This is a genomic window from Enterococcus sp. ZJ1622, assembly GCF_011038845.1.
In the GTDB taxonomy this organism is placed as follows: domain Bacteria; phylum Bacillota; class Bacilli; order Lactobacillales; family Enterococcaceae; genus Enterococcus_B.
The window spans coordinates 39327-55875 of the sequence record NZ_JAAKDW010000003.1; the positions used below are offsets into that span (position 1 = coordinate 39327).

Genomic DNA, 16549 nt, shown 5'->3' on the forward strand with positions numbered 1-16549 from the left:
GAATCAAATGGGTTTTTTTGATAAAATCAAGCGAGCATTTACGGGAGAAGAGAAAACAGAAGAAGTCGAAGTACAGGAGAAGTACGACAAAGGACTAGAAAAAACGAGAAAGACATTCGGCGAGCGGATGAATGAGCTTTTTGCGAATTTCCGAACCGTGGATGAAGATTTCTTTGAAGAATTGGAAGAAACACTTATCGGCGCCGATGTGGGCTTTGAGACAGCCATCCAGATCACGGAGTCACTGCGTCAGGAAGTAAAGCTTCGAAATGCGAAGAAACCTGCAGAAGTGCAGAATGCGATCATTGAGAAATTAGTGGATCTTTATGAACAAGAAGGGATCAACGAAGTCAATGAACTGAATATCCAAGAAGACGGATTGACGGTCATCTTATTCGTCGGTGTCAATGGTGTAGGGAAAACGACGAGCATCGGAAAGCTTGCTCATCAATTCAAGAATGAAGGTAAGAAAGTATTGATGGCTGCTGCTGATACCTTCCGTGCTGGTGCGATCGATCAATTAGTCGTATGGGGCGAACGCGCTGGAGTAGAAGTAGTCCGCGGGAAAGCTGGTGGTGATCCGGCTGCTGTCGTGTATGATGCGATGGAAAAAGCCAAAGCAGAACAAGCCGACATTTTGTTGGTAGATACAGCAGGACGTCTTCAAAACAAAGTGAACCTCATGAATGAATTAGAAAAAATCAAACGAGTGATCCAACGCGAAATGCCAGACGCACCGCAAGAAACATTGTTAGTGTTAGATGCGACAACTGGACAAAATGCGATGATCCAGGCAAAACAGTTCAAGGAAACGACAGACGTGACAGGACTTGTCTTGACGAAACTAGATGGTACGGCAAAAGGTGGGATCGTGTTAGCGATCCGAAACGAACTGCATTTGCCAGTCAAACTAGTCGGCCTTGGTGAAGGGATCGATGATCTGGAACCATTCGATCCAAATGACTTTGTGGTCGGATTGTTTAAGGGTCTATTGAAGGAAGAAGAATAATTTTTAGAAAAAAAGAAGTTGTGGCAGAAGTCGCGACTTCTTTTTTGGATAGTAAGAAACTCAAGAGAGGGAAAGTAGCTGGACTTCTACTATTTTGTAAGCGATAATCAAACAATTTCGTTCTTTTTCTGCAGTTTTTTTATTATAATAAGAGTCATATGAATTGGAGGACATTTGATGATGAATTTTAAGCAATTATTACTGCATCCCAGTTCACGTCCCTTTATCGATCAAGGCCGCTATGGTATTGAACGCGAAGGACAGCGCGTGGACCTTTCTGGGAATTTAGCCCATACTGATCATCCGGCCGTTTTTGGCAATCGTACGTATCATCCGTATATTCAAACAGATTTTAGTGAAACTCAGGTAGAAATGATTACGCCGGTAACTGATTCAGTTTCTGAGTTGTTCCAGTACTTAGCAGCTATTTATGATGTCACTTCCCGCTCTATGTCAGAAGAGGAAATGATCTGGCCCCTAAGTATGCCACCTGCATTACCGGAAAAAGACGAAGAGATCATGATTGCGAAGCTAGAAAGCTTTGAAGATGTCTTGTATCGACGTTATTTAGCAAAAGAATATGGAAAAAGAAAGCAAATGGTCAGCGGGATCCACTTCAACTTTGAATTTGGCGAAGATCTATTGAAAGCATTGTTCGCACAACAAGAAGAGATCTCAACATTTACTGATTTCAAAACAGAATTGTATTTGAAAGCTGCACGTAATTTTTTACGTTATCGCTGGCTGATCACATATTTGTTCGGTGCTTCTCCAACAAGTGAAAATAATTATTTTATGGATAAACCGCGACCAGAAGAGCCTGTTAGAAGTATCCGGAACAGTTCATTTGGCTACACCAATCCTCCAAATGTCAAAGTTTCTTATGCTTCGATGTCTAAGTATCTGGCAGATATCGAACGAATGGTGGAAGAAGGCAAATTGTCAGAGGAAAAAGAATTCTACACGCCGATCCGTTTTCGCGGAGGCAAGAAAGTAGCTGATCTGGCAAAATCAGGTGTTCGTTACATCGAATTACGGAATATCGACTTGAATCCTTATGCACGTTTAGGGATCGATCAAGATCAAGTCCGGTTCCTGCAGCTGTTCATGACCCTGATGCTTTGGATCGAAGAAGGCTCGGATATCGATCAATGGGTGGCAAAAGGCGCTCAGCGAAATGAACAGGTCTCTTTAGAACAGCCGATGAACCAAACAGCATTCTATCAAGAAGGCATGGATCTTATCCGTGAAATGAAGCAGATGGTGAAAGAGCTAGATTGGCTAGATTCGCTTTCTCTAGTCGAAAAAGCAGAGATGCTGCTGGAAACTCCTGAAAAAACGCTAGCCGCTCGTTTGTATCAAGAAGCACAACAAACAAGTCAGCACGAAACCGCTACAGCATTAGGGAAAAAATACTATGAACAAAGTCATGAACGGCCTTATCAGTTAGCTGGTTTCCGTGAAATGGAATTGTCTACACAGATATTTATTTATGATGCTATCCAAAAAGGGATCCAAGTAAAAGTGATCGACGAATCAGACCAGTTCCTGCGTTTGCAGCATCAAGAGCATGTGGAGTACGTAAAAAATGCCAATATGACTAGCAAAGATAGCTATATTGTCCCGCTTATCATGGAAAACAAGACCGTAACGAAAAAAGTCTTGAAAGAAGCAGGATTTCGCGTACCAGACGGCGCTGAATTCTCATCCATGGAAGAAGCGCTGAAGGCTTATCCGAGATTTGCCGATCAGGCTTTTGTCATCAAACCCAAATCAACGAATTACGGACTGGGGATCACGATATTCAAAGACGGAGCAGATCTATCAGATTATCAAGCAGGTTTGACGATCGCTTTTCGTGAAGATACATCGGTCTTGGTAGAAGAATTCATGCCGGGAACAGAATACCGCTTCTTTGTCATTGATGGAGAGGTTCAGGCGATCATGCTTCGAGTGCCGGCAAATGTGATCGGAGATGGTATTCGTACGGTTGAAGAATTAGTTGCTGAAAAGAATCTTGACCCATTACGCGGGACGAATCATCGCGCACCACTGGAACTGATCCAGTTAGGTGAATTAGAACAATTGATGTTGAAGGAACAAGGATTGAACATCCATTCGGTCCCTCAAAAAGATCAGGTCGTTTATTTGAGAGAAAACTCCAATATCAGTACAGGTGGTGATTCGATCGATATGACTGATGAGTTTTCTGAAGCATACAAGCATATCGCTGTCTCAGCAGTCGAATCACTAGGCGCGAAAATCAGCGGGATCGATCTGATCATTCCAGACAAGGAGATCGATCCGAATCATCATGAACAAGCATACGGGATCATCGAAGCAAACTTCAATCCGGCGATGCATATGCATGTCTACCCATTTGCGGGAAAAGGCAGAAGACTGACCATGCATGTATTGAAATTGTTATATCCAGAACTAGGAATCACTCCTGATTAGGCTATAATCAGGAGTTTTTTTATGTTATTCTTTAAATTTTATCGAATCATCTAGTCAAATTAAAAAAAACAAAAAAATGAATTGGGCATAACTATGATATCGTTCAGTTGTTTCATAAATAATATCTTAAATATCTGATATTCATATGAAAGAAAGTGAGTGATAAGAGTGAAACATAGTATTTGTTTCGTCGGTGCAGGGATCTTATCCTGTACGATTTTAGCAACAGGAACTGGAGTGTATGCTGCAGATACAGCGATTAGTCCTGATCCAGCAACTGCACAAACGCCGATTACGGCACCTCTTCAATTACCGGATAACGGAGGGAGTAATCCGACACCTCCAAGTAAGACGACAAATCCTTCAGATCCGACTGATCCCGGCAATCAGTCCAATGATCCTACTGTCGCTTTTGGGATTGCCTATCAACCCGGTATTTTTTCCATACCAGCAACAAAATTAAACGAAAGTGGCCCCCAAACGATCAATGTGACGATGCCTCAAAAATCCGGTACTTTTGATGTTGGGGTGAAAGATAAGACACGTGGCACAAAAGGATGGACATTAAAAGCTCAGCTAGTTTGGGACAATAACGAACAGGGGATGTCGATCCAAACCGGCCATACTGGAACAGATGCAAAAGTCAACACAGGAGGGGGCAACTTGGTTGATGCACCAGCTGGATCTGTGACAGCTGTACCTAATGTAGCAATCACCTCTGATGCACAAGCATTGCTGATGACAGGAACGCAGGGATTTATCCATAACGATACCTATGATTACGATCTCGGAGCTGTGTCTCTCAAAATAGCTAATGCAAAAACCACTGCAGCAGGTACACACAAAGGGCATGTCGAATGGAATTTGTCAGTTGCACCGTAGTATTGAAAAAAGGGAAAGAAACGACTCTTTTCCTTTTTTTGATTAAGGAGGCTGGGATAGAGCAAGATAACGACCTCACTGATCAAAAAAAGAAAGGAAGAGTTTAATTGATAAAGAGACTCATTCAAATAGCAAGCATAGCGTTGATTATATTAGGCGTAGGAAGTCCCTTCGTTCAAGCCGAAGAGATAGGAGGGTATACCATCGAAGGCGTGCCCAATGCAAAGCAGATCGATCCTGATTTAGGTTATTTTTATCTCAACGAAGGAATAGGTGCGAAAGACAAATTGAAAATCAAGCTGATCAACAGTTCGGATAAAGCGAAAAAGCTTCAAGTGAAAGTCACCAATGCTAATACGAATTCGAATGGATTATTGGACTACACCGGGAATTTGAAGGATAACAAATCTCTCAAAATCCCATTAACATCCATAGTGAAAGTCTCGCAATCTGAAGTCACAGTCCCGCCAAAAAGCGAGAGTGAGACAACGCTTGATGTCACCATGCCTAGCCATCGCTTTTCGGGTGTCATTATTGGCGGGGTCGTCGTTTCTGAAAAAGATGAAGATCAGCTACCAAAAACTGAGACAAATGTGTCCGTAAAAAATACTTACAGTTACACGATAGGCGTTGTTTTGACCAATGATCCGAAATCAGCGATGAAGAAAAATAGTTCAGTAAGTTTGGAGAAGGTTGCCCCTGTGTTATCGGATGGCAGAAAAATCATCCAAGCTGATATCTTGAACCCAAATCCATATATCTTCGGAGAAGCTATTGTATCAGGTGAGATTCTTGAAAAATCAACGAACAAACTAGTCAAAAAACAAGAAAAAACAAATATAAATATCGCCCCTTATTCTGTCTATCCTTTTCAATTCGATTGGAAAAAAGAAGACTTAAAAGCAGGTAAGTATCTTTTTACAGGAACCGTTCGAGCAGGCGGGAAAGAATGGCGATTAAAAAAGGCATTTGAAATCACTTCTTCTGCGGCTGAACATATCAACGAGAAATCCATTTATCATGTAGTTATCCCAATCTGGTTGAAAGTAAGTATGGGGATTTTCATCATACTAAATGTTATCGGGACAGCGTACCTGATTATCATAAAAAAGAGGAACCCAATGTGAAAAAATTTACTGTGATTTCTATCATAATCTTGTTTGTATCTTTGGTATTTGGCAGACAAGTATATGCTGAGCAGCCGACATTGGCGAAAGAGACACCGATCTCTGTATTTTTGTTTCGAAAGATTATGCCAGGTATATTGCCCGGTGAGACACAGGAGAAAGATCAATATGGAAGTAAAGAAGAACGGTCGCATTCGCAGGTTTTGCCAAAAACAGGTTCTACTGGGAACAATGATTATTGGTACACTGGTTCTCTAGTGATTGGAACGGTTTGGCTTATTTATGTCATCAGGAGGAGGAAAAAAAGATGCCTACAGTAGCGATGTTGATTATCCTGTCTGGAGTTACTTTTTTATTTTTAAACATCTACTTATTTTTAGATAACTATAAAAAATTAGTAACCGGCTATACAAATAAAAAAAATGTATATATAAATGTTTTGGTGATTGTTTCTTCCATGATATTGATCGCGCTAGGTATAGTTTATTTAATTATCATGAATCAACAACTGTAACATGAGAGGGAGAAGTTGAATGTGAGAAAGACGAAGTATATATCTATTCTGTTTTTCCTGTTTGGGCATATGATGTTCTATGGGGAAGTCGTTCATGCTGATAGTGATGTAGGGCAACATATCGCTTCTTCTATGAGTCGTTCTTTTTCTACTTCCGACAGCACTAGCAAGCCATTAGCAGAAGAATCACCGGAAATGAGAACTGGTGTGTACAAAAGTATTTCCTATATACTAAAAAATAACGAATTAGAACTTACAGGGATAACAACTGGAAAGATTCCGACAGATATCGTGATAGACAATCACTTTTTGGATGCAATTGCCCCATCTATCGATAAAATCACCTTCATGCCAGAGTTTTTTTATTCAATAAAAGGACAAGCTGTCAGAACATTTACCGTATCATCTTCACTTAAAGTAGTGCCATATGTTTTTGAGGAGCCGACAGCGCCAGTCAAATGGAAAAATACATTTAGCGGAAATCATATCTTAGAAAAAGTTGATTTTGGTGATACAGATTTCAGCGAGATGTTCGCAGATTGTACGCAATTAAAGTCTGTCTGGTTCAATAAATTAGATGCTGCTAATCTGGAAGGGATGTTCATGGGGTGTACCAATCTGAGAGAAATAACGATCCTACAAAATACAGCCCCTGTGAATGTAACGAATATGTTTAAGGACTGCCAAAATCTAACCGCAATACAAGGAATCGACCATTGGAATACGACAGAAATAAAGAATAAAGAAGGAATGTTTTCAGGATGCACGAGGCTTTTTGAAGTTGATTTAGACAGTTGGAGAGACAACAGGGAAAACTTTTCTGTGAAAGCAGTTGGAGGAGAACCAAATGATGATAAGAAATATGGAACAAAGAATGATCGCGCGGAATTTGCTTCCTCTGACTGGCAGTTTCAGTTAACCCCTCAAAAAGATAAATATATATTGACAAAATATGTCGGAAGAAGCACAGATATCGTGGTGCCGACGTCTATCAATGGAAAACCAACAGTTCTGCAAGACATCAACACGACCGTTATCCCAAGCTATAATACTGTCACGAGTTTTAAGATAGAACCAGGCAGTAAAGTCCCTATCCAAGATACTGATCTGAGATATGCATTTCAATTTTGGTCTGCTTTGAAAGAAGTGGATCTGACAGGATTGGATACTAGTGCAGTGACTAATACGGGTGCTATGTTTGCCAATGACCCTTCTTTGGTCAATGTTAATTTGAGCGGTTGGGATACTTCTCATGTCATCGATATGAATTACATGTTCAATGTTTCTTCTCAAATACAGGACCTGGATTTGTCCGGCTGGGACGTTACCAAAGTGACAAATATGGCCCATATGTTTGCAGGACTCAAAAAACTGAAAAAACTAGATTTGAGTTCTTTTCGGACAGATAACGTGACAAATATGAATTACATGTTTGGCGGAACAGATGAGCTGAATCTATTGAATCTAAGCAATTTCGATATGAAAAACGTACAGGATATGAGCAAGATGTTTTTTTCTAATAACAAGCAAACACCACTGTTAGTCATTGCCAAAGATAACCGATTACTTAATTATGATTACTACTCTGACAATCGAGCCGTTCCTGGTCCTGTGTTTGATGCTAATGGCGGCGTATTCCAAGATCAAGTCACGAGTAAATATTATTTCCAGACAATCGCAGTACAACCGACAGATCCTAAACTTCAAGTGCAGACATTCCAGGATTTCAAAAAGGGATTAGTCGTAAAAAAAGAACATAGCATTTTTTCTGGCTGGATAGATGGAGTCGAAAATCCCACTGATGTGACGACATTGACGTCGACAATTTATCAGGCAAGTTGGCTCTCGCTACCCAACATTCCTTCAAGTTCAGATAACATTAGTCCAGAATCAGTGAGCATCTATGGACTGGCGTATTTTCCTGGAAAATTTTTCTTTCCTCCGATTCTTTTGAAGGAATCTGGCGCACAAAAGATTCCATTTACTAAAGCGAACTCTTTTCATGTAGGTGTTTGTGATAAAAGTAATACAGATCATACTTGGACATTGCAAGCACAACTTGTTTGGGAAAATGGGGGGACACTCCCAGGAAGCAAGATTACTACTACAAATGCCGGTGTGGTTAAGAAAAATAGTAATGATGGTACTTCACCATTCAATCCAATAACTGATTTGACCGATAGCACTAATGAAGTTCAAGGTGCTAGCCAGCCTAGTATCGCTACCACAGCTCCTGTGATTATTATGAGAGCGAATCAAGTAAAGCATGATGCTGTTTATGATTATGATTTCGGCGATGTCGCTTTGGAAATAGCTGATACAAAATCTGTTAAGCCAGGAAATTATGTAGGGCATGTCGAATGGAATCTTGTCAATGGACCAAGTTGACTTGTTCGCTGTATATCATTATACAAGTCAAAAAACGTTCTGTTCTTGATCTTGAGGATCAAGAGACAGAACGTTTTTTTGCGCTAGAACTAGCAGAAATCTTCCAGAGAGAGTTAAAACAAACGATCCCAAAAACTCTTTTTCTTTGGTTTTTCCTCGTCTTTTTTTGCTTCTTCTTCCGGATACTTTTTCTCCACGTCGATCACAGGTTCATTGACTGCTTCTTTTGCGGTCAAAAGTAGTCCGAAACTATCCGGTTCTGCAGATACAAAGTCATTGATGACAGTAAAACGAACATTGTTTTTCGTTGCTAGCTGAATATACTGGTTTTGGATCGAAAGGGGGAGCGCCCCATTCAAGCGTATCGAAACATCGGTGTGTTTATTGAGTTCTTTCAAAAAGTTCTCTTTGTTCTTAGGATCGCTCATCTCAGCGACAGTCATACTAAGGTAACAGCGTTCTCTGAAGGTGCCTAAATACTTGTGCTGTTCTTCAGGATTCACTAAAGGCGTGCCGTAAAGTCCTTTGTCCAAGTGGCTTTTCACATCATCTTGTGCCATAAAGATTTCCCTCCCTTTTCTCCATTTGATACCTCGATTATAGCATAATCCGAACAAATAACTAAAACATATAAAATAGCGGTTGCTTTTGCTCATTCATTCACTTAAAATAAGAATGAAAATCATTCTCAATTAGATAGGAGGATTGGATGCGTTACGGACGATGGATCGTATTATTAAGTGTATTAAGTATAGTTTCTCTTTTTATCGGTGTTTCCAATGTCCAAATAGCAGATCTGCTACATGGAAGGGAACAAAGTCTCCAAGTATTGACAGCTACGCGTATTCCCAGAACGATCTGTTTGATTTTAGCAGGAGCAACAAGCAGTATTTGCGGGTTGATCATGCAGCATCTGACACAGAACAAATTCGTCTCGCCGACAACTGCCGGGACGATGGACAGTGCACGCTTAGGGATTTTAGTGGTGATGCTGTTTTTACCTAGCGCTTCTTTATGGGTACGTTCAGTGACTGCCTTTTTGTTCGCGTTCGCAGGAACATTGCTGTTTTTATCATTTGTTCGACTGTTCCCCCAAAAGAATCAACTGATGCTCCCACTGATTGGTGTCATGATGGGGAACATTATCGGTTCAGCTGCGACTTTTTTTGCCTATCAGTTCCAGCTCGTGCAAAACATGTCTTCTTGGCTGCAAGGAAATTTTGCGACAGTGATGCGAGGAAGCTATGAGCTAGTCTATGTCACCGTGCCGTTACTGGTGATCATTTGGCTATTCGCTTATCGATTCACGATTGCAGGTTTAGGCGAATCTTTTGCTGTAAATCTGGGGATGGATTATCGGAAAATGCAGCTTTTAGGCATCGGATTGGTGTCGCTAGCAAGTGCGGTCGTGTTGATCATGGTAGGGACGATTCCTTTTTTAGGTGTGATCATTCCCAATATCGTTTCAAGGATGTATGGGGATCAGGTACATAAGACATTAGGTCTGACTGCTCTGATAGGCAGTGTGTTCTTACTTAGCTGTGATATTCTTGCCCGTCTTTTGATCTATCCATATGAAATTCCTGTTAGTGTGATCGTAGGGATCATCGGTGGCGTGATCTTTCTTTATTTACTGGTGAGGGGGAGAAAGCATGCTTAAGGAAAAGAAGCTCCTCTTTGCAGGATTGATCAGCAGTGTCCTGATCGTCTGTCTCGTCTATTTGCTGATCCACACATATGGAAACTGGCAGTTTGCCTGGGCTTTGAGAAGTAAAAAAATAGGGGCGTTTCTCTTGGTCGCGTTGGCGACGAGTGGTGCGACGATCAGCTTTCAGACGGTTACGCATAATCAGTTTTTGACCCCTTCTGTATTAGGACTAGATTCCTTGTACGTGCTGGTCCAAACAGTGCTTTTCTTTCTGTTAAGCGGAGTGACGATGCTTCAGCAGAAAGGTATGGCTTTCTTCTTGTTGAATATTGTATTGATGGTCGGTCTGAGTCTGCTGTTGTTTTTCTTTTTATTGAAAAAAGGAAAGGCAGATCTTTTCTTATTATTGATGACCGGTATGATCTTAGGGACGCTTTTCGGCAGTATCAGTACATTTTTGCAAGTAGTGATGGACCCCAATGAATATGACCTGCTGCAAGGAAGGCTATTTGCCAGCTTTGGGAATATCCAAAGCCAGTATCTCGCTCCGGCAGCATTGCTGATCATCGGCAGTTGGCTTCTCTTGTTTCATGCAAGGCATCTGCTGGATGTGTTCCATTTAGGGACAGAACAGGCAATCAATTTGGGGATCGATACGGATCGGGTCCAGTTTTTTGTGTTATGCGGCGTCAGTTTGATGACCGGTACAGCTACAGCGCTTGTTGGTCCAATCACTTTTTTGGGTTTCATCGTAGCCAATATCAGCTATCGGCTGTTTGCAACCTATCGGCATGGAGTGCTGTTTTTAGGGAGTTTTTTGATCGCCATGCTTTTTTTAACTGGTGGACAGTTGATCGTTGAGCAGATTTTTGGTTGGAACACAACAGTCAGTGTCGTTATTGAATTTATCGGAGGCATTTATTTTGTGACAAAATTGATTCGTGAAAGGAAGAGTATCGGATGATCGATTTGCAAAAAGTCAATAAAAGTTATCATGGGAACGCTGTGGTAAAAGATGTCCAATTGACGATCCCAGAACGCCAACTGACCGCTTTTATCGGACCGAACGGAGCAGGGAAATCAACAGTTCTGTCTATGATCAGCCGCTTGATCCAAAAAGATACAGGTGAGATCTATCTTGACCACAATGAAGTGAAATCTTGGAGATCCAATGAATTAGCAAAAAAACTGTCGATCTTGAAGCAATCGAATGAAATCAACGTACAAATCACCGTGAAAGAACTTATCGAATTTGGTAGATTTCCTTATACGAAAGGGCGGCTGACAGGAAAAGACCATGAGATCGTCCAAGAATCCATGCATCATTTAGGCTTGGAAAAACTGGCAGAACAAACGATCGACACACTATCTGGCGGACAGTTGCAACGTGCGTATATCGCGATGGTTCTCGCGCAAGATACAGACTATATCTTGTTAGATGAGCCTCTCAATAACTTGGATATGAATTTTGCTGTACAGATCATGCAGATATTGAAAAATCTAGTACAGGAGCTTGGAAAAACAATAGTGATTGTACTCCATGACATCAATTTTGCCGCGAGTTACGCCGATGAGATCATTGCGATGAAAGACGGCGAGTTATTCACACAAGGAAAAACGAATGAGATCATTCAAAAGCAAGTGTTAGATGAATTGTACGAAATGGACATACGAATCTGCGAAATCGAAGGACGCCGGTTCTGTCTTTATTTCTAAAAAAACAACTTAGGAGAGAAGAGATGAAAAAATTAGTAGCAGGATTTTTGATTGTTGCATCATTTGGGTTAGCCGCATGCGGAAATAATGAAGGCGACAGCCAGGCACAAACCAAAGAAAGTAGTACGGAAGTGGCAAAAACCCTATCGGTAACTGACAGCAACGGGAAAAAAATCGAAGTAACGAAAAATCCGCAAAAAGTGGTCGTGTTCGACAACGGGTCCTTAGACACCATGGATGCGCTCGGTGTAGGCGACAAAGTAACGGGTGCAGCTACAAGTAATTTACCAGAATATCTATCGGATTATAAAAAGGTAGAATCAGCTGGCGGCATCAAGGAACCAGATCTTGAGAAAATCAACCAGATGAAACCAGATCTAATTATTATTTCCGGACGCCAAAGTGACTATCAGGAAGAACTGAGCCAGATCGCACCAACGCTCTTCTTATCTGTGGACACAAAAAAACCATGGGAATCGATCCAGCAAAATGTCACGACCTTAGGGAAAATCTTTGAAAAAGAAGACAAAGCAAAAGAACAACTGGCTGAATTGTCTACAGAAATCGATGAGACGAAGAAAAAAGCGGAAGAATCGGACAAAAAAGCATTGGTGACCCTAGTAAATGAAGGCCAGCTGTCTGCTTATGGCTCAGGTTCCCGTTTTGGATTCGTCCATGATTTGTTCGGATTCAAGCAGGCAGATGAGCAAATCGAAGCATCGACACACGGCCAAAGTATTTCATACGAATATGTGTTGGAAAAAAATCCGGATATCCTATTCGTCGTCGATCGGACAAAAGCAATCGGTGGAGATGACAGCAAAGATAATGTTGCGTCCAATGAACTCATTGCCCAGACGAACGCCGGGAAGAACCAGGAAGTCATCTCTTTAGAACCAGATGTATGGTATCTGAGTGGCGGTGGTCTTGAGTCATTGAAACTGATGATCGAAGACGTGAACCAAGCATTTAAATAAACTCGTCGATTCAGTATTTGGAATAGATAATAAAACACACTAGGACTGTTCATAAAAGTGATCAGTCCTGATGTGTTTTTGCTTGAAACGATTCATAGCTCGTTCATCGGGGATAGTTTTCTGCTAATGTACGATAATTCAAAATGTTCATTTTGCGGTAGAATTCAGCAGGAAGATGGCTCCAGCGTTTCAGCAGCTGATAGAAATAGCTTTCTTCTGCTTTGATTTTGTACGCACTTAAAACCAGTCCGAATGTACGAGATGATTTTTTTGCTAGTTTTTCGTAGAAGGAAACGGCTTTTTCTTTGTCGTCATTGACAAAAAGAGTTTTGACTTCGATGAAAGACCCTTCGATATTTTGAGTCTCTTCAATAAAATAGATCGTTTTCGTATATTCCTCCATAGTGATTCCTCCAAAGCAAGTCTTTTAGTTGATAAGATCACTTTATCGAAAAGATGTTAATAATCCGTGAACAAAAGTTTATTCTTTTTCTATCAGAAATTAAAGCTTTTATATATTTCTCGATCGTTGTGCTACTTTAAGAAAAAAATAAGAAAAGTCTGGATAGATACTTGTTGCTTCTTGGGAAAACGGATAAAGTAGTAGGTGATATAAAAAGACAGGTGGGCAATAAAATGGAACTGACGATCAATCGAAATCTAATCTTTGCACAGTATCAACAGATAGAAACGAAGCGATTACGCTTGCGGCCAGTGACACTGGAAGATGCGGTAGATATGTATGAATACGCAAGCGACGAAGAGAACACATTTTTTGTTTTCCCTCGGCATCAGACGCTTTCAGATACAAAAAACTGTATCGCTGACTGGTTCATGAAGGAGCCTCTTGGTAAATATGGCATCGAACAAAAAGAAACCGGGAAACTGATCGGCACGATCGATCTTCGCGTGCAGGAAATAAATAGGACAGCAGAGATCGGCTATATCTTGAATAAGAGGTATTGGGGAAACGGGTATGTCCCAGAAGCAGCTGGAGCACTATTGCGATTAGGCTTCGAAAAGTTGGAACTGGTTCGGATACATGCTTGGCATAACAGTGACAATCCTAATTCTGGACGAGTGATGGAGAAACTCCATATGAAGCAAGAAGGATTCATCCCAGATGCACAGATCGTAAAAGGAGAGCTCATCTCGATGGTGCTGCGTGGAATCACGAAAGCGGAATGGCTGGCGCTACAGCAAGCTTGAGCAGACAAATTAGTTGCATCCAGAGAGTAAAGTGATTATTCTAAGACTTGAGGTGAGACGTATGAAATTAGAAGTGACAAAAGAAGCACAAGAAGTATTGAAAAATAAAATCGAAGCAGATGATCAGATCTTGTTAGACATCGAAAATGGCGATGGACCGTTTGCAGAAAGTCAGGTCAGTTGCCAATTGGATACCGCTTTTCGTTTGATTTTAGTCAAAAAAGATACACAAAAAGACTTGAGCCTGTATTCTGTCATTGCTGACACACCAGTAGGACCAGTCAAGATCAAAGACAGTGCGATCCTTTACATGGATGATCCGACAACTCTGGCTTTAGAACCAACCTATAATAGTTTACAATTAAAAGGTCCAAGTGGATTAAGAAAAGGCAACCTTCAAGTGGTGCGAAAAGAGTAGAGGGATAAAATGGGAAACTTAGCGATCATCAGTGATTTACATGTAGATATCAATAAATTCGGTGAAGCAGAATTGATGATCCTATGGGAAGTCTTACAGCAAAAAAAGATTACTCGCCTGCACTTGGCAGGAGATACGGCGAATAAAGTCGACCGCTGTTTAGCAGTTGTCGACTTTTTTGCGAACAAAGGATTGCCAACCACTTTCCATTTCGGCAATCATGAGCTAGCTGATATAACAGGGGAAGCGATGATGGCGCATTTTCCAGATCCGCATTTTTTGAATGAACGTTATCTTGCCTTGAATGATCAGACAGTCCTTTTAGGGATGAATGGCTGGTATGATTATCGTTTTTCAGAGCTTGAAGAAGAGGATGCGATCGTGCGCATGAAGCGGCTGTACTGGTATGACCGCCTGATCCAGCGTGAAGGAACAGACCTTGAAGTCAATGGAAGATTGCTGTATTCAGCAGGGAAAATCCTTGATTCACTTGCAGGAAAGGGGCTCGAAGTGATTTTGTCTACCCATTTCGTCCCAAAGAGAGAATTCATCGTCTATCAGACGGCTCCTTATGAGCGCTGGAATAAATTGAACGCTTTTTTAGGCTCAGAATCATTCGGAGAATTGCTTGACAGATATGACAATATCAAACAAGTGGTCTTTGGCCATACCCATCGACGCTTTGAGGATAAAATCATCAATCACACGATCTACAGCTGCCGTCCTTTCGGCTATTATTACGAATGGCAGCTGACCCGTGCTTTCGTACGTGAGAACCGATTGATCGAAAGCTATGATCCGATGAAGCTTCGTGTTCTCTTGCGTGCGCATCATCCCGCATTCAGTGAGTATCAAAAAGCGCATCTGCATGAAGAATTCGAGCAGGCAATGACTATGGTGCCGTATTGAAGCTCCATCAGCTGTCTATAAGTAAGAATAATAAATACCACATACGGTTAAAGTGTGTGGTATTTATTATTTATGGAATGTTTTTTTACGGGATTTATTTCTTTTTTTCTTTCCTTTGCTACCTGGATCTTATCAATTAAAGAGAAAAATTGCTTTGTTTCAAGATCATTAGAAAAAGTATCTGCGACATACTTGTTGGCTGCCTTGGAGAAAGAGTGATAATCTGTGATTTTACTGTCGGTTTTTTTTTCTAAAATAGAATGTGTCTCTTGGTCTTTCCATCCATGTGTTTTTATTTTCTTTTTCTCCAGATAATACTGGAATAGTTTATCTGCCATTTTGTTGATAGATGTGATGTTTAATGCTGGATCGTCTAACTGGATCGCGCTATTGATCATTTGTTTTTTCATGGCAAGAGTAAAATAATAACGCATTTTTAATGTACTGGCTAAAGAATTATTCCATTTGGGTGTAGTGGAAGAATCTTTAGAATAATAATTGATGCTATGATTGCAACGATGCAAAGCTACTTTGAAAGCTGCTTCTATATTTTTGATATAACAGTTACCAATCGTTTGTAAGGATAGGGAGATATCTGTCGGTAAAAAGAACTTTTCTTCAGATAAATCAACGATTTTACGTAAATTTTCGAATGGAGAAGCGCCAGGCAAGCGATAATTTAATTTTTCCTCCAGTAAGATCTTACTTAGTTTAGTCAGCTTATCGGCGGGGATAGTAAGAAAATTTACCGATGTACGTTTATCGATATTTCTGTTTTTATCGATATTATAAATAAGATAGTCTTTGTTTTTATTTTTATACAAAAGCAACCCAGAAGCATGAGAAGGGGTGTTCTTTTCTCTCTCGTCTCGACAAAGGATGAAAGAAGAAGGAGTTTCGGATTTTAATTGATGGATCAGTTGTTCGGCTTCTTCTCGAGTTTCAGCATGAGAGAAACGAAGGGAACGGTCTAAAGATTCAAGAACATCAGAAAGTTTTTGGTTATCGATAAAAAATTTGTTTTGATTTTGTTTCAGCATCGTTTTGTAAGTGGAAAACAAAATCTGGTCGTTTTTCTTTCCTTCGGCATCTCCATATATCAGAGTACCGCTATATTTCAGCCCTAGTGCAACTGCTAAGATATCAAAATGGCGTTTTAAATCATTCATATACCCTCGCTCCTTTTGTACGAATAACTTATTTTTTTACTGTAACACAAGAGAGAATAGCAGAAGTGATGTGCGAGAACTATTTTTTCTCAAAAACAAAAAACTTGGTACGGCGGTTGCGTACCA

General features: G+C 40.6%; 17 protein-coding genes. 14 read left to right on the top strand and 3 right to left on the bottom strand.

Annotation, left to right across the window (positions count from 1 at the left end; genetic code table 11):
• Nucleotides 1-7 precede the first annotated feature (7 nt).
• From ftsY to G7Y42_RS03505, 7 genes are all read left to right on the top strand, one after another.
• Entirely contained in the window at nucleotides 8-1009 is a 1002-nt protein-coding gene (gene ftsY, locus G7Y42_RS03475; protein ID WP_165004009.1) for a signal recognition particle-docking protein FtsY, read from the top strand.
• A gap of 177 nt (nucleotides 1010-1186) precedes the next feature.
• On the top strand, nucleotides 1187-3466 hold the full coding sequence (gene gshAB, locus G7Y42_RS03480; protein ID WP_165004012.1) for a bifunctional glutamate--cysteine ligase GshA/glutathione synthetase GshB: 2280 nt from the start codon (nucleotides 1187-1189) through the stop codon (nucleotides 3464-3466).
• A gap of 168 nt (nucleotides 3467-3634) precedes the next feature.
• Nucleotides 3635-4348 (top strand): hypothetical protein, encoded by a 714-nt coding sequence (locus G7Y42_RS03485; RefSeq protein WP_165004015.1) that lies wholly within the window; start codon nucleotides 3635-3637, stop codon nucleotides 4346-4348.
• 107 nt (nucleotides 4349-4455) lie between these two features.
• Nucleotides 4456-5475, top strand: a complete 1020-nt coding sequence (locus tag G7Y42_RS03490; protein ID WP_165004017.1) for a DUF916 and DUF3324 domain-containing protein — start codon at nucleotides 4456-4458, stop codon at nucleotides 5473-5475.
• Complete coding sequence (locus G7Y42_RS03495; protein WP_165004019.1) at nucleotides 5472-5795, top strand: LPXTG cell wall anchor domain-containing protein; 324 nt, start codon at nucleotides 5472-5474, stop codon at nucleotides 5793-5795. Before G7Y42_RS03490 ends, G7Y42_RS03495 begins: the two co-directional genes overlap by 4 nt.
• Entirely contained in the window at nucleotides 5783-5989 is a 207-nt protein-coding gene (locus G7Y42_RS03500) for a hypothetical protein (protein ID WP_165004021.1), read from the top strand. The genes G7Y42_RS03495 and G7Y42_RS03500 overlap by 13 nt, the downstream gene beginning before the upstream one ends.
• 21 nt (nucleotides 5990-6010) lie before the next feature.
• Nucleotides 6011-8377: a BspA family leucine-rich repeat surface protein gene (locus G7Y42_RS03505; protein WP_165004022.1), complete on the top strand. Its 2367-nt coding sequence runs from the start codon at nucleotides 6011-6013 to the stop codon at nucleotides 8375-8377.
• 113 nt (nucleotides 8378-8490) lie between these two features.
• On the opposite strand, the gene G7Y42_RS03510 is transcribed toward G7Y42_RS03505, so the two are convergent.
• Nucleotides 8491-8937: a YueI family protein gene (locus G7Y42_RS03510; RefSeq protein ID WP_165004024.1), complete on the bottom strand. Its 447-nt coding sequence runs from the start codon at nucleotides 8935-8937 to the stop codon at nucleotides 8491-8493.
• 149 nt (nucleotides 8938-9086) lie between these two features.
• Between G7Y42_RS03510 and G7Y42_RS03515 the strand changes: the two genes are divergently transcribed.
• The 4 genes from G7Y42_RS03515 to G7Y42_RS03530 are packed head-to-tail and all read left to right on the top strand — an operon-like array spanning nucleotide 9087 to nucleotide 12718.
• Entirely contained in the window at nucleotides 9087-10037 is a 951-nt protein-coding gene (locus tag G7Y42_RS03515; protein ID WP_165004026.1) for an iron chelate uptake ABC transporter family permease subunit, read from the top strand.
• Nucleotides 10030-10989, top strand: a complete 960-nt coding sequence (locus G7Y42_RS03520; RefSeq protein WP_165004028.1) for an iron chelate uptake ABC transporter family permease subunit — start codon at nucleotides 10030-10032, stop codon at nucleotides 10987-10989. Before G7Y42_RS03515 ends, G7Y42_RS03520 begins: the two co-directional genes overlap by 8 nt.
• Nucleotides 10986-11741, top strand: coding sequence for an ATP-binding cassette domain-containing protein (locus tag G7Y42_RS03525; RefSeq protein WP_165004030.1), 756 nt, complete (start codon nucleotides 10986-10988; stop codon nucleotides 11739-11741). The genes G7Y42_RS03520 and G7Y42_RS03525 overlap by 4 nt, the downstream gene beginning before the upstream one ends.
• Nucleotides 11742-11764: 23 nt before the next feature.
• Complete coding sequence (locus tag G7Y42_RS03530; protein ID WP_165004032.1) at nucleotides 11765-12718, top strand: siderophore ABC transporter substrate-binding protein; 954 nt, start codon at nucleotides 11765-11767, stop codon at nucleotides 12716-12718.
• 103 nt (nucleotides 12719-12821) lie between these two features.
• On the opposite strand, the gene G7Y42_RS03535 is transcribed toward G7Y42_RS03530, so the two are convergent.
• Nucleotides 12822-13121 carry a hypothetical protein gene (locus G7Y42_RS03535; protein WP_165004034.1) on the bottom strand — a complete coding sequence of 100 codons (300 nt, stop codon included), beginning with the start codon at nucleotides 13119-13121 and terminating at the stop codon, nucleotides 12822-12824.
• Between the two features lie 233 nt (nucleotides 13122-13354).
• Between G7Y42_RS03535 and G7Y42_RS03540 the strand changes: the two genes are divergently transcribed.
• The 3 genes from G7Y42_RS03540 to G7Y42_RS03550 all read left to right on the top strand — a co-directional run bounded on the left by G7Y42_RS03540 (nucleotide 13355) and on the right by G7Y42_RS03550 (nucleotide 15254).
• Nucleotides 13355-13927 carry a GNAT family protein gene (locus G7Y42_RS03540; RefSeq protein ID WP_165004036.1) on the top strand — a complete coding sequence of 191 codons (573 nt, stop codon included), beginning with the start codon at nucleotides 13355-13357 and terminating at the stop codon, nucleotides 13925-13927.
• A gap of 61 nt (nucleotides 13928-13988) precedes the next feature.
• Entirely contained in the window at nucleotides 13989-14345 is a 357-nt protein-coding gene (locus G7Y42_RS03545; RefSeq protein ID WP_165004038.1) for an iron-sulfur cluster biosynthesis family protein, read from the top strand.
• 9 nt (nucleotides 14346-14354) lie between these two features.
• On the top strand, nucleotides 14355-15254 hold the full coding sequence (locus G7Y42_RS03550) for a metallophosphoesterase (protein WP_165004040.1): 900 nt from the start codon (nucleotides 14355-14357) through the stop codon (nucleotides 15252-15254).
• 47 nt (nucleotides 15255-15301) lie between these two features.
• Here the strand turns inward: G7Y42_RS03550 and G7Y42_RS03555 are convergent, their stop codons facing one another.
• Nucleotides 15302-16423, bottom strand: a complete 1122-nt coding sequence (locus G7Y42_RS03555; RefSeq protein ID WP_165004042.1) for a hypothetical protein — start codon at nucleotides 16421-16423, stop codon at nucleotides 15302-15304.
• Nucleotides 16424-16549: the final 126 nt, after the last annotated feature.